At 67.7% G+C, this 19,073-nt stretch carries 17 protein-coding genes; 11 read left to right on the forward strand and 6 right to left on the reverse strand.

The features are described 5' to 3' along the window. Nucleotides 1-2 precede the first annotated feature (2 nt). The 3 genes from C996_RS0110595 (at nt 3) to C996_RS0110605 (ending at nt 2,117) form a co-directional block, all read left to right on the forward strand. Nucleotides 3-350 carry a hypothetical protein gene (locus C996_RS0110595; RefSeq protein ID WP_018867420.1) on the forward strand — a complete coding sequence of 116 codons (348 nt, stop codon included), beginning with the start codon at nt 3-5 and terminating at the stop codon, nt 348-350. A gap of 11 nt (nt 351-361) precedes the next feature. Then, nucleotides 362-754, forward strand: a complete 393-nt coding sequence (locus tag C996_RS0110600; RefSeq protein WP_018145798.1) for a CBS domain-containing protein — start codon at nt 362-364, stop codon at nt 752-754. 88 nt (nt 755-842) lie between these two features. Further along, complete coding sequence (locus C996_RS0110605; RefSeq protein WP_018867421.1) at nt 843-2,117, forward strand: diguanylate cyclase; 1,275 nt, start codon at nt 843-845, stop codon at nt 2,115-2,117. Between the two features lie 133 nt (nt 2,118-2,250). On the opposite strand, the gene C996_RS0110610 is transcribed toward C996_RS0110605, so the two are convergent. Then, the gene (locus tag C996_RS0110610) at nt 2,251-3,012 is read right to left on the reverse strand and encodes a class I SAM-dependent methyltransferase (RefSeq protein WP_018867422.1); all 762 of its coding nucleotides are present in this window, start codon (nt 3,010-3,012) and stop codon (nt 2,251-2,253) included. 182 nt (nt 3,013-3,194) lie between these two features. Here C996_RS0110610 and C996_RS0110615 point away from each other — a divergent pair, with 182 nt between their 5' ends. The 5 genes from C996_RS0110615 to C996_RS0110635 all read left to right on the forward strand — a co-directional run bounded on the left by C996_RS0110615 (nt 3,195) and on the right by C996_RS0110635 (nt 9,153). Then, entirely contained in the window at nt 3,195-4,538 is a 1,344-nt protein-coding gene (locus C996_RS0110615) for a phosphomannomutase/phosphoglucomutase (protein WP_018867423.1), read from the forward strand. A gap of 5 nt (nt 4,539-4,543) precedes the next feature. Then, nucleotides 4,544-5,974: a mannose-1-phosphate guanylyltransferase/mannose-6-phosphate isomerase gene (locus tag C996_RS0110620; protein WP_018867424.1), complete on the forward strand. Its 1,431-nt coding sequence runs from the start codon at nt 4,544-4,546 to the stop codon at nt 5,972-5,974. Between the two features lie 86 nt (nt 5,975-6,060). Beyond that, nucleotides 6,061-7,146 (forward strand): GDP-mannose 4,6-dehydratase, encoded by a 1,086-nt coding sequence (gene gmd / locus C996_RS0110625; RefSeq protein ID WP_018867425.1) that lies wholly within the window; start codon nt 6,061-6,063, stop codon nt 7,144-7,146. Further along, the gene (locus C996_RS0110630) at nt 7,139-8,104 is read left to right on the forward strand and encodes a GDP-L-fucose synthase (protein ID WP_018867426.1); all 966 of its coding nucleotides are present in this window, start codon (nt 7,139-7,141) and stop codon (nt 8,102-8,104) included. The genes gmd and C996_RS0110630 overlap by 8 nt, the downstream gene beginning before the upstream one ends. Beyond that, a complete protein-coding gene (locus tag C996_RS0110635; protein WP_018867427.1) occupies nt 8,101-9,153 on the forward strand; it encodes a glycosyltransferase family 10 domain-containing protein in 1,053 nt (350 codons plus the stop codon). Before C996_RS0110630 ends, C996_RS0110635 begins: the two co-directional genes overlap by 4 nt. Before the next feature lie 199 nt (nt 9,154-9,352). Here C996_RS0110635 and C996_RS0110640 read toward each other — a convergent pair whose 3' ends face one another. Then, nucleotides 9,353-12,496, reverse strand: a complete 3,144-nt coding sequence (locus C996_RS0110640) for an error-prone DNA polymerase (RefSeq protein ID WP_026279291.1) — start codon at nt 12,494-12,496, stop codon at nt 9,353-9,355. Between the two features lie 129 nt (nt 12,497-12,625). Between C996_RS0110640 and C996_RS0110645 the strand changes: the two genes are divergently transcribed. Continuing rightward, the gene (locus C996_RS0110645; RefSeq protein ID WP_026279292.1) at nt 12,626-13,168 is read left to right on the forward strand and encodes a cyclin-dependent kinase inhibitor 3 family protein; all 543 of its coding nucleotides are present in this window, start codon (nt 12,626-12,628) and stop codon (nt 13,166-13,168) included. A gap of 15 nt (nt 13,169-13,183) precedes the next feature. Here C996_RS0110645 and C996_RS0110650 read toward each other — a convergent pair whose 3' ends face one another. The 3 genes from C996_RS0110650 to C996_RS0110660 are packed head-to-tail and all read right to left on the reverse strand — an operon-like array spanning nt 13,184 to nt 16,176. After that, nucleotides 13,184-14,440 (reverse strand): FAD-binding domain-containing protein, encoded by a 1,257-nt coding sequence (locus C996_RS0110650; protein ID WP_018867430.1) that lies wholly within the window; start codon nt 14,438-14,440, stop codon nt 13,184-13,186. Continuing rightward, complete coding sequence (locus C996_RS0110655) at nt 14,437-15,396, reverse strand: NAD(P)/FAD-dependent oxidoreductase (RefSeq protein ID WP_018867431.1); 960 nt, start codon at nt 15,394-15,396, stop codon at nt 14,437-14,439. Before C996_RS0110655 ends, C996_RS0110650 begins: the two co-directional genes overlap by 4 nt. 6 nt (nt 15,397-15,402) lie before the next feature. Next, nucleotides 15,403-16,176: an SDR family NAD(P)-dependent oxidoreductase gene (locus C996_RS0110660; RefSeq protein WP_018867432.1), complete on the reverse strand. Its 774-nt coding sequence runs from the start codon at nt 16,174-16,176 to the stop codon at nt 15,403-15,405. Between the two features lie 216 nt (nt 16,177-16,392). Between C996_RS0110660 and C996_RS0110665 the strand changes: the two genes are divergently transcribed. Next, nucleotides 16,393-17,964: a deoxyribodipyrimidine photo-lyase gene (locus C996_RS0110665; RefSeq protein ID WP_018867433.1), complete on the forward strand. Its 1,572-nt coding sequence runs from the start codon at nt 16,393-16,395 to the stop codon at nt 17,962-17,964. A gap of 141 nt (nt 17,965-18,105) precedes the next feature. After that, on the forward strand, nt 18,106-18,753 hold the full coding sequence (locus C996_RS0110670) for a bifunctional 2-polyprenyl-6-hydroxyphenol methylase/3-demethylubiquinol 3-O-methyltransferase UbiG (RefSeq protein ID WP_018867434.1): 648 nt from the start codon (nt 18,106-18,108) through the stop codon (nt 18,751-18,753). A 42-nt stretch (nt 18,754-18,795) separates the two neighbouring features. Here C996_RS0110670 and C996_RS0110675 read toward each other — a convergent pair. After that, nucleotides 18,796-19,073 (reverse strand): transposase (locus C996_RS0110675; protein ID WP_018867435.1); only part of this gene is annotated, 278 nt, incomplete at its 5' end.

The following is a 19,073-nucleotide window of genomic DNA, read 5'->3' on the forward strand; positions in this document are numbered from 1 at the left end:
CAATGAGATTTTCCGCACTGGTGGCCGTCCTCTCGGATGACCTGGAGGAACAGGCAATCGCCACGGCCAAGAAGGCCGGCGCGGGTGGGGTAACCATCATGGACGCGCGCGGCATCGGGGCCGAGGCGCGCAAGACCTTCCTCGGCATGACCTACGAGGGGAGTCAGTCGGTCCTGTTGTGGGTACTGGAGAAGAAGGTGGCCCTGGGCGTGCTCAAGTCCATTTCCAGGGAGCTCGATCTGGCCAATGATCCGCGCGGGATTGCCTTTACGGTGGATCTCGCCCACCTGGCCGGTATCGGGCGCAACCAGATCGAGCAGTTCCAGGAACAGGTCAAGGAAGAACTCTGACGGAGACGATTATGCTGGTAAGCGAGATTCTCAGACCCAACGTGGTGACCGTGTCCCCCCTGGCACCGTTGCGCGAGGCCATGCAGTTGATGCGCAAGCATGGCGTGAAGTCCCTGGTGGTGGAGAAGCAGCACGCCCACGATGCCTACGGCATCATCACCTACACCACGATCCTGAAGACGATCGTGGCGGAGGAGGGCGATATTGACCTCTCGAACGTCTATGATGTCTGCACCAAGCCGGTGATCACGGTGCCCGCCGAGATGGACGTGAAATATGTGGCGCGGTTGATGGTGAGCCAGGGGATCCGGCGGCTGGTCGTGCTCAAGGGCAACGAGCTCGAGGGCATCGTGACCACCAGCGACATCGTCGGCTCGATCCTCGAGATGGCCGATATGGACTGAACCCCGCCTTCGCGGACGAGTCCGATTCCTCGGCTGTACACTTCGCGGGGCCCGTCCCCGCGCCCATTCGTTTCCGGAAGGCCGTGCCATGCCGCCCATGTCGTTCATCGAGGGGTTCGAGAAACTCCGCCTTCTGGATGCGGCCATCGAACAGTCGCACAACTCGGTGGTCATCACCGATGCCGATCTGGATGCAGGCCCGCGGATCGTCTACGTGAATGCCGGCTTCGAGCACATGACCGGCTACGATCGCGACGAGGCCCTGGGCCAGACCCCGCGCATGCTGCAGGGCCCGGCCACCTCGCGCGCGGTGCTGGACCGGATGCGGGGTGCCCTGGCCAGCGGGGAGTGTTTCGATGGCGAGGCCATCAACTACCGCAAGGACGGTTCCTGGTACCGGGTTCGCTGGCACATCTCGCCGGTGTATGCGGAGGATGACGACCGCCGGGTGACCCACTTCGTGTCGGTGCAGCAGGACATCACGGACGAACGGCGCCGCGATGACGAGATCCGGCTGCTGTCCACCGCGCTGGAGGTATCCGCGGACCCGGTCCTGATTACCGACCCCGAGGGCACCATCACCTACGTGAATGCGGCCTTCGAGGAACAGACCGGTTATAGCCGCAACGAGGCCCTGGGGCAGACTCCGCGCATCCTGAAATCCGGCCAGCAGGATGCCGATTTCTATCGCGAGATGTGGGACACGCTGAAGCGGGGGGATGCCTTTCGCGGCGAGTTCGTGAATCGGCGCCGGGATGGGTCCCTGATGCACATGGAGCAGAGCATCAGCCCGGTCACCAATGCCGGGGGCGAAGTAACCCACTACGTGTCGATCGGCAAGGACGTGACCGATCGCGTGCGCATGGAAGACGAGATCCGGCGGCTGGCGCACACCGACTGGCTGACGGGTCTGGCCAATCGTCTGAGTCTCGGCGATGCCCTCGAGGCGGAGATGGAGCGCAGCCGACGCTACGGGCGTCCGTTGTCCCTGATCATGTTCGATATCGACCGCTTCAAGGACTTCAACGACGACTACGGCCACGAGACCGGGGACGAGGTGCTCAAGCGCCTCGCGGAAACCGTCCGCGGCGCCCTGCGCGAGGCGGATTCCCTAGGCCGCTGGGGCGGGGAGGAGTTCATGGTGGTGGTGCCCGAGACGCCCGGCGCCGGGGCCGCGGCGATGGCGGAAAAATTGCGCAAGGCGGTGGCCGCAATGGAAACACCCTGCCCGATCTCGGTGACGGCCAGTTTCGGTGTCAGCGAGATGCGCCCGGGCGATACGCCGAAGACGCTGGCCCGTCGGGTGGACGAGGCGATGTACCAGGCCAAGGAGGCGGGCCGGAACCGGGTCGTGCTGCTCTGAACCGATCACCGCGGTACGCCGCAAGCCAGCCAGCAAAAAGGGCCGACCCGAATGGGCCGGCCCTTTCGGTTTCAGGGGCAATTTCAGAGACGATTTGCGGGGCGCGGCGTCGCGCCCCGGCCGCGCCCGCGGGCTACGCGCGGCGGCGCAGGACCCAGATCTCCAGCAGCGCCCAGTCTTCGCCCGGGTAGTTCTCCTGTTCCAGCGGCGACAGCCGGCGGTGCCGGCTGGCGGTGCTGCCCACGAACTCCAGGTGTTCCAGCAGCAGGCGCTTGGTGGCGTCGGCCTTTTCCAGCGCGAAGGGGTTCAGGAAGTTGACGAGCATATACCCCTCGCGCGGGGTCTCCGCGAAGGAGCGCACCAGCTTCTCGATCGCCGGCGGGTCGAGGTAGACCAGCGACGCGGTGGAGATCACGATATCGGCGTCGGCCATGGCCTTTTCGATCGCGGCCTGGGTCTCCGGCGCCGGCTGGTTCAGATCGGCCTCGAAGGTCTCGTCGAACAGCCCGGCGCTCTTGCCGTAGGCCAGGGCATTGCCGGAGATATCGATCCCGGTGGTCTTCATCGGCAGGCGACGCGGCGCGGCGACGGTCTTGCAGGCCTGTTCGTCGGCCCAGTTGGCGCGGATCGCCTCGACATCCATGTTGTGGATGGCGGCCATGGTGGTGTTGCCGAAGCAGCAGCACAGGTCCACGTAGTTCAGGGTTTTCCCGGCGGCCGCCTGCTTCTCGGCCCAGGGGAGGATCAGCCGGTCGAAGGTTTGCCGGTTGAAGTCGTCGGAGATGTAATCGAGCGCGTCGATGATGCGCTCCTTGAACGGTACCGGCGTCTCGGCGACGTAGATGTCGTCGAAATGCTGTTTCTTCTCCTCGGTCTTCACTTGCGGCTCACTCATCGGCTTTTCCTCGTTTGATAAACCCACCATGTTCGGGGGCATGCGCGCGGAACGTCAAGTAACGCTAATGACGCCGGTGATGCTGGCAGGGCCTCGCGCGGCGTTCCGGCTATGTATCATGAAGGAATACGCGGGAAGGGTTTGCGCACCGTTGTCGCGAAGAATGCGGAAAAGGGACGTGAATGAAGATCGACTGTTTCAAGGCCTATGACGTACGCGGGCGGGTGCCGGATCAGCTCAACCCGGAGGTGGTAAGGGCCATCGGGCGTGCGTTTGCCGAGGAGATCCGGCCGGGGCGAACCGTGGTCGGCCACGATATTCGCCTGTCCAGCCCGGAACTGGCGCGGGCGCTGATCGAGGGCCTGACCGCGGGCGGTAGCGACGTGGCGGACATCGGTATGTGCGGCACGGAGGAGGTCTACTTCGCAACGGCGCACTACGGCGCCGGTGGCGGGATCATGGTTACGGCCAGCCACAACCCGCTGGACTACAACGGCCTGAAACTGGTGCGCAGCGAGGCGCGCCCGATCAGTGGCGACTCGGGCCTGCAGGCGATTCGTGACCGGGCCGAGCGGGGGGATTTCCGGCCCATGCCCAATGGGCAGATCCGGCATCTGGACCACCGGGGCGACTACGTGGCGCGGCTGCTGGCCTCGATCCAGCGCGAGGCCCTGCCGCCCCTGAAGATCGTGGTCAATCCGGGTAACGGCGGCGCGGGCCCGGTGCTGGAGGCGCTGGAGCCGCATCTGCCGTTCGAGCTGATCCGGGTCAATTTCGAGCCGGACGGTCGATTTCCCAATGGCATCCCGAACCCGCTACTGCCGGAGAACCGCGCCGCCACCGCCAATGCGGTGCGGACTCATGGCGCGGATCTGGGCGTGGCCTGGGACGGGGACTTCGACCGCTGTTTCCTGTTCGACGCCCAGGGGAACTTCATCGAGGGGTACTACATCGTCGGCCTGCTCGCGGAGGCCTGCCTGGACGGCCATGCCGGCGAGCGTATCGTCCATGATCCGCGCCTGACCTGGAACACCATCGAGATGGTGCGCGCCGCGGGCGGCGAGCCGATCCAGTCGAAGACCGGGCATGCCTTCATGAAAGAGCGGCTGCGCCTCGAGGACGCCATCTACGGTGGCGAGATGAGCGCGCACCACTATTTCCGCGATTTCTACTACTGCGATACCGGCATGCTGCCGTGGCTGCGAGTGGCCGAGCTGATGGGGCGGCGCGAACAGTCCCTGGGCGAGATGGTCGCCGAGCGCATGGCCCGCTACCCCTGCAGCGGCGAGCTGAACTTCGAGGTGGCGGACGCCGCCGCGGCCAGCGAGCGCGTGCTACAGGCCTACGCCGGGCAGGGCGGGGAGGAGGATCACACGGATGGCGTCAGCCTGGAATTCGCAGACTGGCGGTTCAACCTGCGCAGCTCGAATACCGAGCCGCTGCTGCGGCTGAATGTGGAGACCCGCGCGGACCCCGTCCTGCTGGAGCGTCGCGTGGACGAGATTTCCCGCCTGATACGGGGTTAAGGACGATGGAACAGACGCAAAGCCGGATCGAACTGCAACCGGTGATCCTGGCCGGCGGCTCGGGCACCCGCCTGTGGCCGGTATCCCGCAGCCATTATCCCAAGCAGTTCCTGCCCCTGACCGGGGAACAGACCCTGCTGCAGCAGACCGCCCAGCGACTGGACGGTCTGGGCGCGGCCCCGCCGCTGGTGCTGGCCAATGTCGAGCACCGTTTTCTGGCGGCGGAGCAACTGCGTGCGGCGGGCGTACAGCAGGCACGCATCCTGCTGGAGCCCGAGGGCCGCAATACCGCCCCGGCGATCGCGCTGGCGGCATTGCAGGCGCGGTCCGAGGGGCGCGATCCGCTGCTCCTGGTGTTGGCAGCGGATCACCACATCGGCGATCCCGAGGCCTTCCGGGACGCGGTGGTGCGGGCGATGGCGCTGGCCGAGGCGGGGCATCTCGTGACCTTCGGGATCGTGCCCAGGGCGCCGGAGACCGGCTATGGCTATATCCAGCAGGGCGATGCACTGGGCGCGGATGGCGCGCGCGTCGCCCGCTTCGTGGAAAAGCCGGACGCGGCCACCGCCCGCGAGTACATCGAGCGCGGCGATTACCTCTGGAACAGCGGGATGTTCGTGTTTCGGGCGTCGCAGTATCTGGAAGAACTGGAACGTTTCGAACCCGTCATCGTGTCTGCTTGCCGGAGCGCCCTGGAAAACGCGCGGGAAGACCTCGACTTCCTCCGGGTGGACCCCGACGCGTTTGCGGCGGCCCCCCATATCTCGGTCGACTACGCCGTGATGGAGCGCACCGAGCACGCCGCCGTCACGCCGCTGGCGGCCGGCTGGAGCGATATCGGCTCGTGGTCGGCTCTGGCGTGCGTGCGGGGCGTGGACGAGCAGGGCAACACCCTGCGCGGGGACTGCCTGCTGGAAGACAGCGAGGGCTGCGTGGTGGATGCCGATGGTCTGCTGGTCGCGGGCATCGGGCTGCGCAATCTGGCGGTAGTGGCCACCCGCGACGCCGTGCTGGTGGCCGACCGCGACCGGGTGCAGGACGTCAAGCGCATCGTCGAACGCCTGCAGGCGGCCGACCGTAGCGAGCACGTGGACCACACCGTGGTGTACCGGCCCTGGGGCTGCTATGAATCCATCGATACCGGGTCGCGCTATCAGGTCAAGCGCATCACCGTGAATCCCGGCGCGCGCCTGTCGCTGCAGATGCATCACCACCGGGCGGAACACTGGGTGGTCGTCAGCGGGACCGCGCGCGTCACCAACGGCGAACAGAACTACCTGGTCACCGAGAACGAGTCGACCTTCATCCCGATCGGGCAGGTGCACTGCCTGGAGAACCCCGGCGCGCTGCCGCTGGAACTGATCGAGGTGCAGTCCGGCAGCTATCTGGGCGAGGACGACATCGTGCGCCTGGAGGACGTCTACGGGCGCGCCTGAAGCACGTGCCGCCGGGGGCGGGAATGGTATGATCCCGCGTTTTGGGCGGTGCGTGGGGCGCACGCCGCCCGGCAGCGGGAGTCGATATGGCCAAAGTGGCATTGATCACCGGGATCACCGGACAGGACGGGGCCTACCTGGCCGAGTTCCTGCTGGACAAGGGCTACGAGGTACACGGCATCAAGCGTCGTTCCTCGCTGTTCAATACCGATCGCATCGACCACCTGTATCAGGACCCGCACGAGAGCGATCGCCGCTTCATCCTCCACCACGGCGATCTGACCGACTCAACCTGCCTGATCCGCATCATCCAGCAGGTGCAGCCGGACGAGATCTACAACCTGGCCGCGCAGTCGCACGTGGCGGTCTCCTTCGAGGAGCCGGAATACACCGCCAACTCGGATGCCCTGGGCACCCTGCGCCTGCTGGAGGCAATCCGCATCCTCGGCATGGAGCAGACCACGCGCTTCTACCAGGCGAGCACCTCGGAGCTCTACGGCAAGGTGCAGGCCACGCCGCAGGACGAAACCACCCCGTTCTATCCCCGCAGTCCCTATGCGGTGGCCAAGCTGTATGCCTACTGGATCGTGGTCAACTACCGCGAGGCCTACGGCATGTACGCCTGCAACGGCATCCTGTTCAACCACGAATCCCCGGTGCGCGGCGAGACCTTCGTCACCCGCAAGATCACCCGCGCCCTCGCGCGCATCAAACTCGGGCTGCAGGAACGGCTGTACCTCGGCAACCTGGACGCGAAACGCGACTGGGGTCATGCCCGCGACTACGTCGAGATGCAGTGGCTGATGCTGCAGCAGGACGCCCCGGACGACTACGTGATCGCCACCGGCGAGCAGCACAGCGTACGCGACTTTGTCGACGCCGCGGCCCATGAGCTGGGCATGCGCATCGAATGGCGCGGCGAGGGCGTGGACGAGCAGGGCTTGGACGAGAAGGGCCGCTGCATCGTGTCGGTGGACCCGCGCTATTTCCGGCCCACCGAGGTCGAGACCCTGCTGGGGGATGCCAGCAAGGCCAAGCGCGAGCTGGGCTGGGAACCGCGCATCCGCTTCGAGGAACTGGTGGCCGAGATGGTGCGCGAAGACCTCAGAAGCGCCGAACGCGACGAGCTGGTGCGCGACCACGGCTACCGCACCCTGAGCCGCCATGAGTAAGCCGCAGCGCGTCTTCGTCGCCGGGCATCGGGGGATGGTGGGCAGCGCCATCTGCCGCCAGCTCGAGGACTGGCCGGGCGTGGAGCTGCTGACCCGCACCCACGCCGAGCTCGACCTGACCGATCAGGCCGCGGTGGAGGCCTTCATGCGCGTGGAACGCCCGGACCAGGTCTATCTGGCGGCGGCGAAGGTGGGCGGGATTCACGCCAACAACACCTATCCGGCCGAGTTCATCCGCGACAACCTGGCGATCCAGACCAACGTAATTCACGCCGCCCACGGCGCCGGCGTGCGGCGGCTGCTGTTTCTCGGCTCCAGCTGCATCTACCCGCGCGAGGCCCCGCAGCCGATCGCGGAGGCCGCCCTGCTGACCGGGCCGCTGGAGCCGACCAACGAGCCCTACGCCATCGCCAAGATCGCCGGCATCAAGCTTTGCGAGAGCTACAACCGGCAGTACGGCACGGACTACCGCTCGGTCATGCCGACCAACCTCTACGGCCCGGGCGACAACTACCACCCGGAGAACAGCCACGTGATCCCCGGGCTGATCCGGCGCTTTCACGAGGCGAAACAGGCCGGCGCCGATTACGTGACCGTCTGGGGCAGCGGGACCCCGCGCCGCGAGTTCCTGCATGTGGATGACATGGCGGGGGCCTGCGTGCACGTGATGAACCTCGACCAGACCACGTACGCGGAGCACACCGAGCCGATGCTGAGCCATATCAACGTGGGCACGGGCGAGGATCTGACCATTGCCGAACTGGCGCAGCGGGTGGCCGGCGTGGTCGGCTTCCAGGGCGAGCTGCGCTTTGACCGCTCGAAGCCGGACGGTACCCCGCGCAAGCAGCTGGATGTGTCGCGCCTCGCGGCGCTGGGCTGGAAGGCCCGCATCGGGCTCGACGAAGGGCTGGCCGGGGCCTATGCCGAGTTCCTGGAACACGGCGGAGCCAACCGGTGAGCGATTCGCCGACGGACCGGATCCGGGTCAAGTTCCTGTCGACGATGCGCGAGGCGATCTGGCGTCACCAGTTGCCGGACGGCGAGGCGCGCTGGGGGCGTTGCGAGTTCACCTTCGACCCGCAGGCCACCGAGTACGACTGGCTGGTGGTGTACGACGAATTCCCGTCCAACACCGGGCGCAACAGGCATTACAGCGAACGCCTCGCCTGTGGCGCCGAGCACACCCTGCTGGTGACCATGGAGCCGCCCTCGATCAAGTCCTACGGCCGGCGCTTTACGCGCCAGTTCGGCCGGGTACTGACCTCGCACCCGGAATGGGCGCTCAAGCACCGGCGGCGCATCCATTCCCAGCAGGGGATGATCTGGTACTACGGCTTCGGCAGCCAGGGTGAACGGCCGTACAACGACATGCGGGCACACCCGCCGCTGGAAAAGAGCCGCGACATTGCCACCATGTGCTCGGCCAAGCGCCAGTGGCACACCCTGCATCGGCGGCGCTACGACTTCACCTGGGCACTGAAGGCCCAACTGCCCGAGCTGGAAATCTTCGGCAAGGGCGTGCAGCCGCTGGATGACAAGGCCGAGTGCCTGGATGCCTATCGCTATCACGTCGCGGTGGAGAACTACGTGGGGCCGCATCACTGGACCGAGAAGCTGGCGGACGCCTTCCTCGGCGCCACGCTGCCGTTCTACTACGGCGCGCCGAATGCCGCGGACTACTTCCCGCCGGAGAGCTTCATTGCCATCGACATCGACGATGTCGAAGGGACGGCCGAGCGCATTCGCCGCGCGATCCGCGATAACGAGTACGAACAGCGGCTGCCGCACATCCTCGAGGCCCGCCGCCGCGTGCTGGAGGAGTACAACCAGTTCGCCGTCGTCGCGCGCATCATCGATGCCGCTCACGACACCGAACCGGCCGGGCCGACCGGCCAGTGGATCCACTCGCGCCGGGCCCTGCGCCGCCGCGACCCGCTGGCCGCCCTGGAGGGCGCCTGGGAAAAACTCACCCAGCGCATCGGCCACATTTCCGGCCGCGCTGGCTGAGGTATTTCGCGGGCCAGGGACAACAGGCCGAGAGATCACGCCTGGCCAACCAGGGCCGTTTCGCGTGATCGATTCAGCGATGCATCCCGGGAATTCTCGGTGAACTCCGTCTGCTCTGTGGTTTTCCTTCGTGCCTTCGTGAGCTTCGTGGTGAATAAGGCCCCGGTCTTTTAGTCGCTATGCGGATGACGAATGCCGATCAGCCGAAGTCGCGGGAGCGGGTGGTCAGCTCGCCCAGCCAGGCGCTGCGGTCGATCAGGCGCTGCACGATCAGGTGGCCGACCCCCTCGCTGTACTGCCATTCCCCGTGGGCCTCCAGCAGGCGGCCGTGCAGGACCTCGGCGCGAAAGCGCTCCACCCGGTCCGGCCAGACGATCAGGTTCAGTGTGCCGCTCTCGTCCTCCAGGGTCAGGAACACCGTGCCGTTGGCCGAGCCGGGCCGCTGGCGGGTAATGACGATGCCGGCATAGCGGGCACCGGGATGCCCGGGGCACTCCAGCAGCCGGGCGGCGGTGGGTAAACGTCTTTGCTCCAGAAACGGGCGCATCAGCGCCAGCGGGTGCGGGCCCAGGCTCAGGCCCTGGGTAGCGTAGTCCTGCACCAGATCATCCACCGCATCCGGGCGCGGCAGGATCGGGGTTACGTCGGCCTCGCGCACCGTGTCGGCCGGGGCGTCGGCGAACAGGGGCAGGGGTTCCTCCACCGCCTCGGTCGCCCAGCGCGCCTGGTGGCGGTTTCCGGCCAGCCCCTTGAGGGCATCGGCGCGGGCCAGACGGTTGGCCTGGGCGCGGGTCAGGGCGGCGCGGGCGACCAGATCCGGCACGTCCGCGAACGGGCGCTCGGTGCGCGCGGCGACGACGCGCCCGGCCACGCCCTGCGCGAGCCCGCCGACCCGGTTCAGGCCCAGGCGCAGGGCCAGCGCGTCGCTTCCGGCTACGGGCTCCACCGTGCAGTCCCAGTCACTGCAGCGCACGTCCACCGGGCGTACCTCCACGCCGTGGCGGCGGGCGTCGGCGACGATCTGTGCCGGGGCGTAGAAGCCCATCGGCTGGCTGTTCAGCAGCGCGCAGGCAAAGATCGCCGGTTCGTGGCACTTGAGCCAGGACGAGACATAGGTGATCAGCGCAAAGCTGGCCGAGTGCGACTCGGGAAAGCCGTACTCGCCAAAGCCGAGGATCTGCTTGTACAGCTGCTCGGCGAACTTCTCCGGATAGCCGCGTTGCCGCATGCCGTCCATCAGGCGCTCGCGGTAGCGTGCGAGCTGGCCGGTGCGCCGCCAGGCCCCGATCGCGCGGCGCAGCCCGTCCGCCTCGCCGGCGGAGAAGCCTGCAGCGACCATCGCCAGCTCGATCACCTGCTCCTGGAAGATCGGCACGCCCAGGGTGCGCCCGAGTACGCGCTGGATCTCGGCATTCGGATAGCGCACCCGCTCCGGGTGGGCACGGCGCTTCAGATACGGGTGCACCATCTCGCCCTGGATCGGACCGGGACGCACGATGGCGATCTCGATCACCAGGTCGTAGAAGTTCGCCGGTTTCAGGCGCGGCAGCATGCTCATCTGCGCGCGCGACTCGATCTGGAATACGCCCAGGGTGTCGGCCTTCTGCAGCATGCGGTAGACCGCCGGGTCCTCGGCGGGGATGTCGGCCAGGCCCCAGTCGCGTCCCCGGTGGCGCGCCATCAGCTCCAGCGCGCGGCGCACGCAGGAGAGCATGCCCAGCGCCAGCACGTCGATCTTCAACAGCCCCACCGCGTCGAGATCGTCCTTGTCCCACTGGATCACCGAGCGCTCCGGCATCGCCGCGTTCTCGATCGGCACCAGCTCGTCCAGCCGGCCCTCGGCGATCACGAAGCCGCCGGTGTGCTGTGACAGGTGGCGGGGAAAGCCCAGCAGTTCGGCGGTCAGGGTCTGCCACTGGCGGGCCAGGGCGCCGTCCGGGTCCAGCCCGACCTCGCGCAGGCGCTCGGCGGGGATGCCGTCGTCCCACCAGGCGAGGTTGGCGGTCAGCGCATCCAGCCGCGCGCGCGAGATGCCCAGCGCGCGGCCGACGTCGCGCAGGGCGCTGCGCCGGCGGTAGCGGATCACCGTGCAGGCCAGCGCCGCGCGCTCGCGGCCGTAGCGCTGGTAGATGTACTGGATCACTTCCTCGCGGCGCTCGTGCTCGAAGTCGACATCGATATCCGGCGGCTCGCCACGCTCGGCGGAGATGAAGCGCTCGAACAGCATGCTGGAGCGCGAGGGATCCACTGCCGTGATGCCGAGGGCATAACAAACGGCGGAGTTCGCCGCCGAGCCGCGCCCCTGGCACAGGATCCCGCGGCCGCGGGAAAAGCGCACGATGTCGTAGACCGTCAGGAAGTAGGGCTCGTAGCCAAGCTGCGCGATGATCTCGAGCTCGCGCTCGATCTGCTCCGTCACCTTCGGCGGTATGCCGTCGGGCCAGCGGCCACGCGCCCCCTTCAGAGTCTCCTCGCGCAGGTAGGCGGCCGGGCTCATGTCCCGGGGTAGCGGATCGGTCGGGTAGCGGTAGGTGACCGCGTCCAGCGAGAAGTCGCAGTCCCGCGCGATCCGCACACTGGCCGCGAGCCAGGTGGCGGGATACAGCGCCGCCAGGTCGTCGCACGGGCGCAGGCAGCGCTCGCCGTTGGGGAAGCGCGCCGGGGCCGCCTCGGCAACCGTGGTGCGCAGGCGCAGTGCGGTCAGCACGTCCTGCAGGGCACGCCGGCCGCGAGCGTGCATGTGTACATCGCCGCAGGCGACGATCGGGAGTCCCGTCGTGTCGGCGAGCTGCCGTGCGCGGGTCGCGAGCGGGGCGTCCTCCGGCGTGCGCAACTGGCTGACCGCCAGATGGGCCTGGTCCAGCGCAGCCCACCCGGCCAGCCAGCGGGCCGTTTTGGCGAGCGTCGGCTCCGGGATCTCGGGTTCGATACGCAGCAGGACGTGCCAGCCGGCCCGCGCCTCGGCGGGCAGGGCGTCGAGGTCCGCTTGCGTCAGGTGGTAGTGCCCCTTGTCCGCCGCGCCGCGCGCCCGGGTGATCAGACGGCACAGCGCGGCATAGCCCGCCGCATTGCGCACCAGCAGGGTCAGGGCGGGGCCGTGTGTCAGCCGGAAGGTCGCCCCGAGGATCAGGTGCAACCCGCAGTCCTTCGCCGCCGCGTGCGCGCGGACCACGCCGGCCAGTGAGGCGATATCCGTCAGCGCCAGCGCGCAGTAGCCCAGCGCCCGGGCGCGCTCCACCAGCTCCTCCGGGTGCGAGGCCCCGCGCAGGAACGAGAAGTTGCTGACGCTCGTCAACTCGGCATACGCCGGGCTTGCGGGCTGAGGGGGCGGGGTGTCTTCCATATACTGTATATAAAAACAGTACAGCGGCGCGCGCAAGAAACCGGGCCCGCGCGGAGGGTCCCGGAATGCACCTCACCGCCTGCAGTGGCGCTACACTGAGGGGACATTCCCGACGCGCTGGAGCGCCTTGTGAACCCGCCAAGCACCGATTCGCCCGTACTCGATATCGGCAGTGTTCCGCTTCCCGAGGGCGGGGCCATTGGGATGACCCGCTGCCCCGGAAAACGCCCGAATGAACGGGTCTGCGCGCCGCGGGATGTCCAGGCCGACCTTGCGGCTCTGAGGGATTGGGGCGCAGGCGTGGTCGTGACCCTGAATCAGGACGATGAACTGACGAGCCTTGGCCTGCCTGATCTCGGGAAGACGGTGCAGGCGATGGGCATGCACTGGCTGCACCTGCCGATCGGCGACATGGCCACCCCGGACCGTCCCTGGGAAGCGGGCTGGCGGGACGTCGGTCCTCGGGTCCACCAGTGGTTGCGATCCGGCGAACGCGTCGTTTTCCACTGTGGTGGCGGCCAGGGCCGCGCGGGGACCATCGCGGCCCTTACGCTCATTGAACGCGGATACATGCCGGACGAGGCCATTCAGACGGTGCGCAAGGCCCGCCCCGGTGCGATCGAGAGCCCCGACCAGGAGCGCTACCTGCTGAATCGACCGCTCCCCACTTGATCGGACTGCCTGGCGTTACAGGCCGTTCCGGGCGAGCAGTTCCGGGATCTGGCGCTTGAACCGGAAGAATCCGTGGGTGGCATGGGGCCAGGCGAGGTCGTCCCACATCCGGCGCAGCGGAATGACCTCGATTCCGTCTTCCCCCAGCTCGTGAGCAATGACATCCAGGGCGTCGGCCAGGGGCCCGACAGGCGCCTCCGGTGTGGCGATGGTGGTCACGCCGGCGGCGGCACACTGCGACCGGAGGGTCTCCGCATGGAGTTGCGGGAGAACGGTTGCGGGTTGCTGTAGGCTCTCGCCCGCGCGCCGCGCCGCATCCTCGGCTAGCGTGTCTACCCAGTGGCCAGTCGCGGCCCCAAATGGCCAGGGCATGTCAGGGTGGCCGCGCCGGGCGACGGCGATTGCCGCCACGTCGGTCTCCTTCGGCAATACTTCCTGACCGCTGAAGTCGTCGCCATGCAGCAGGAGGAGCACACGCCGGCCGCGCGGCAGGGTTCGCGGGCCCGGGAGGGCCCCAGCAGCAGGCGGACTCTCGTCGCGGATAGCGGGCGCTTCGGACGCCAGACCGTGCGGACCGAACCGATTGTCGGTAAACCGGGCAATATTGTCGGTCGTTGCGAGGTAGATCTTGCCCGGCGTCTGGATGCCCGCGACCCAGCGCCAGCCCAGGGTGTTGGAGGCAGGGTCGGCATCGAGCAGATGGCGCAGGAAGAAGTCCGCCCCCAACGTCCACGGCAGCCTCAGAGTGAAGATCCAGATCGACGCAAACCACATGCGCGCATGGTTGTGCAGATACCCGGTTGCGACCAGTTCGCGGGCCCATTGGTCGAATCCGTCGACTCCGCTGCGCCCGGCCTCGGCCGCGGCGACGGCCTCGCGCAGGCCATCGTCTTCGGCGAGGCGTGCCCGATCGCTGTCGCGTTCTTCCAGGAAGGCCCGCCAGACGCGGGGGCGCATCTGCAGCCACCCCTTCCAGTAGGTACGCCAGAAGACTTCCTGGACAAACTTCTCGGCCGCCTCGGGTGAATGCCGGGCCAGGACCCGTGCGATCACCTCGTGTTCGCTAATGGCCCGATGGCGGATGTAAGGCGAAAGCAGCGATACGTTGTCGCGGCCACCGGGCCCGGGGTCGCGGTTGCGCTGGGCCGCATAGTGACGCCCCGCGCGGGGGACAAAATCCGACAGCCGCTCCAGGGCGGCCGCCCGTGACGGCGGGAAAAGGGCGGCGCGTTCGTCTGGTGTGTCGCCGTCGGTGTCGACGAGGCCGGTCATGGGGTGCCCCTGTGCGGGGCGGGAAGGTTCTCGAGGACCGCGTCCGCTAGGGCCTGGCCGCTGTCGAATGCCGACTCGACGCGCGGTCCCAGGGCCCAGTCCCCGCAGGCGCCCAGGCGCTGCCCGGCGTCCCAGAGGCAGGGGCGGCCGGCGGCCTGCTCGACTCGCGCGTACAGCCACCGGTGGACCTGATGCTGGAGCAGGCGGCCGGAGCCGAGCAGGGGCCGCAGGGCGCTCAGTAGCGGATGGGCCAGTTGATCCGGGTCTTCCTGGATGTGCTCGCGGGACCAGTCGGGGCCAGCGTGGGCCACGAGGGCCTCGGATTCCGCATCTCGGCCAGGTTTGGTGCCGTTCCGGGCAACCCATGCCAGTGGTTGCCCGGACAATTCGCGCGACGTTTCGTGCAGGTCGGTCCGGCCTTCGACGGCGGCCATCAATGCAATGCAGGGGGCATAGCGAACGCCCGCGAGCTCCGCAAACCCCGTCTCGGCGGTGGCCGCCAGCTCTGCGGCCTGCGGTGCGGGCAGGGCGAGCAGGACTGCGTCGAACGGGCCCTCAAGGCCGGCATGTTCAGGCACCGACTCGATCTGTAGATACCAGACCCCGTCTGAACGTCGAAGGCCGTCGACTCGGGAGTTGCGCCGCACCTCCAGGGGTGCAGCCAGGGCACCGGCCGGGGCCGTCATGTCGGTGTGGCCCACAAGCCGGTCGGCTCCCCATTCCGCCACCACACCCTGCGCTTGCCAGGCCTGTACCTGACGGCGAAAGCCTGCCCCACGAGCAGTGAAATACTGGGCCCCGTGATCGAAGCTCAGGCCATCCGTGCGCCGCGTCGCCATGCGTCCGCCGAGGCCCCGGCTCTTCTCCAGCACGAGACAGTCATGACCGGCATCGTGCAGCCGCCGGGCGGCTGCGAGCCCGGAGATCCCGGCACCAATGATCGCGATGCGTGCCACAACCCTTCAGCCGCCTGTCGGGACCATTGGGCGCACGCGGGAGAACCCGCCGTCCACCGACAGGACCTGGCCGGTGACCCATCCGGCCTCGTCGGACAACAACCATGTGACAGCCCGCGCGAGGTCTTCCGCCTGCCCGTAACGCTGCAGCGGATACTGCGCTACGATCTGCGCCTCGGCACGCGGGGAGGCAAACAACCGTTCGGTGGCGCCCGTCCGTGTCAGCCCGGGTGCAATCCCGTTGACCCGGATGCCGTGGCCGGCGTAGGTCGCGGCAGCGGCCGGGACCAGGCTGGCGATCGCGCCCTTGGCCATCGCAATCGCCTCGTGATTGGCGACGCCGATCTGGGCAACGACCGAGCTGAACAGAACGGGGCTGCCGCGGGGTTCGTCCGTCTGGAGTCGGGCCTTCACCCAGGCGCGCAAGGTGTAGAAGGCGCTGTCCTGGTTGGCCGCCATGCAGTCGCGATACTGCGCCTCTGTGGTTCGGTGCAACGGGGCCAGCAGCGCGCTGCCGGCACAGTGGGCGAGTCGCGTGGGGGGCTCGCCGAAATGTTCGGAGGCCCGGACCACGGCTGCATCCGCGCCTTCAGCGGTACTGACATCCGCGGCGATCGTACAGGCCTCGAGGTCATTCGGAAGCTGCCCGCGAAGGGCTTCCAGCCCCTCGGCGTTGCGCGAGACAAGAGCGACCCGGTCATATGCGGGATCGAGGGATCGCAACAGCGCGCTTGCCACCCCGCCGGTTGCGCCGGTCACCAGGACTGTCCGTTTCGTCATCGCGCGTGGCTCCTTCGGGCTACTTACATGGGGCAAGACAAAGCGTTCGTCCCGTCTCCGGAGGGCAAGTTCAACAGGGACCTTCGAGCCGCCCCTGAGCGGGTTGTCGCTTTGCCCCGCACGAACCCCGAGCGCCGCCGGGTGTCTGCACTGGGAAGACCGGGCGGCGGCTTCCATGCAGGCCCGCCCAGCCCCACCTTGCGGAGTCCGTGACAGATGCCCAAGCCCGTCCACCTCGTATGGTTCAAGCGCGATCTGCGCGTCGATGATCACGGCCCGCTTCATCACGCCGCACAGGCGGGACCCATACTGCCGCTGTACATTGTGGAGCCCGGCTACTGGGAGCTGCCGGATACGAGCCGGCGCCATTGGGATTTCATCCGGGCCAGCCTCCTGGAACTGGACCAGGCCTTGTCCGATCTTGGTCGGTCCCTCGTCGTGCGCGAGGGCTCTGCGGTGGAGGTGCTCCAGCAGCTACTCGACGAGATCCCGGTTGCAGCCGTGTACAGCCATCAGGAAACCGGGAATCGCTGGACCTATGACCGTGATCGTGCGGTCGCACGCCTGCTGCGCGATCGCGGTGTCCCGTGGCGCGAGTATCGTCAGCATGGGGTCGTGCGCGGGCTGCGCAACCGCGATGGCTGGGCGTCCCAGTGGGAGGATTTGATGCGTGAACGCCCCTTTGGCGCACCTGGGGCTTTGGCTGCTGGACCCGCGGTGGCCGGCGGGGTCGACCGCCTGCCGCAGGCTCCGGCGGGTGTTGCGGCCGACGCCGCGATCGATCTGCAGTCCCCGGGATTGCAAGCCGGGCGCCGCGTTGTGCGCGAGTTCCTGCGCGAGCGCGCAGAGCACTATGCCGGTTGTATGAGCAGCCCCGCGCGGCCCTGGACCGCCAGTTCGCGGCTGAGCCCGCATCTGGCTTACGGCACGGTTTCGTTGCGCCGCGTGCTGCAGGCCTCGCGCGAACGTCAGAGGGAGGTGGGCGCGCCGCGCGGCCTGGATCGCCGGCAGGCAGCATGGAAGAGGTCGCTGCGCCAGTTCGAGGAGCGGTTGCACTGGCACTGCCACTTCATGCAGAAGCTGGAAGATGCCCCGGACATCGAGTTCCAGAACCTGCATCGTGCTTGCGATGGACTGCGTGAAGACGCCTTTGATGAGCACCGTTTTCGTGCCTGGCAAGACGGCCTCACGGGATACCCCCTGGTCGATGCGTGCATGCGCGCCTTGCGCGATCACGGCTGGATCAACTTCCGTATGCGCGCGATGGTCGTCGCGTTCGCCTCATATCACCTCTGGCTCCACTGGCGCCGGCCCGCGCAGCATCTGGCACGCATGTTCACGGACTACGAGCCCGGCATCCACTATAGCCAGATGCAGATGCAGTCGGGAACGACGGGTATCAACGCCCTGCGCATCTACAACCCGGTGAAGCAATCGCTGGATCAGGATCCGGACGGCGTGTTTATTCGGCAATGGGTACCGGAACTGGCGCGAGTACCGGGCGACTGGATTCACCAGCCCTGGAAGATGACAGAGGGCCTGCAGCGTGAATCCGGTTGCCGCATTGGCCACGACTATCCGCTGCCGGTGGTGGATCACGAGCACGCGGCGCGGCTGGCACGTGAACGCTTCAAGTCGGTGCGCGGGACCGGGGCTTCCCGTCAGGAGACGGCCGGTATCCACCAGCGCCATGGCAGCCGGCGTCTCCCTTCTGCGCGTACCCCGGGCCGGACGAGGCAGGCGCGTACGCGGGATCAGATGGACCTGTTCCCGGACCCGGATCCGTGAGCGGCTTCCGGGGTACGGCTTCGGTGCTCGTCGAACAGCGCGGCTGTCCTGCATGTGTACGCGGTAGAGTAGGGCGTTACGGCCGGCTCGGTAGGGCGGGCTCGCTCCGTCAATCGTCACCGGTACCGCTCGAGGCATACCATGCGAAGCGCGATCTATGATTTCCTGATCCTGCGGCTGACGGCCCGCTGGTACGCGGCGGCGCTGGAACGGATTCCCGACGGGGCACGGGTTCTGGACGTGGGGATCGGCACGGCCGGGGCATTACTGGCCAACGCACCGGGTGTCAGACGCAAGGAATTGCGTGTCACGGGGATCGACATCGACGGCGACTACGTCCGTCGGGCCCAGCGGCGGTTGGCGGAGTCACCGTTGGCCGACTGCGTCGAGGCGCGTCAGGAATCCGTGTACGACCACGCGGGCGGCCCCTACGACGTGGTGTATTTCTCGGCGAGCTTCATGCTGCTGCCCGATCCAGAACAGGCCCTGCGCCATGCCACTGGCCAGCTACGACCGGACGGTCGCTTCCTGTTCACGCAGACCATCCAGCGTCGGCCCTCTCGCTGGATGGAGTGGTTCAAGCCGCTGCTGCGACGGCTCACTACCATCGATTTCGGGCAGGTGACCTACGAGGCGGATCTCCGTGCCCAGCTGGCGGCGGCCGGGCTGGTGGTCGAGGAATGGACCGTACTCGCCACCCACGGGGCTCGCGCCTCCTGTCTGGTGGTGGCGAGACCTGCCAGTACGACCGCCGGTCAGGATGCCAGCCAGCGCGCCAGCAGCATATAGCGGCCACTCATCGATCCAGACCACCAACCCCCGTAGGAGATTCTATGTCTCTCCACAAGGGGTCTTAGGTTGGTAATCGGTCTGATTGTTCATCAGGGCGAAGGCGACGCGGGCCAGCTTGCGAGCCAAGGCATTCAGCGCCTGGGTCGTCGCCAGGCCACGGTCCAGGCAGCGCTGGTAGTAGTCGCTCCAGGCGGGTGTGGACTTGGCCTGCATCGCGGCCAGGTAGAGCAGCCGTCGCAACTCTGGATCGCCCTGTTTGGTGAGTTTGCGCTGCCCCCGTTTTGTGCCGGAGTCGCGGATGCGGACATCCAGCCCCA

The organism is Thioalkalivibrio sp. ALE25 (assembly GCF_000377285.1).
Lineage (GTDB): Bacteria > Pseudomonadota > Gammaproteobacteria > Ectothiorhodospirales > Ectothiorhodospiraceae > Thioalkalivibrio.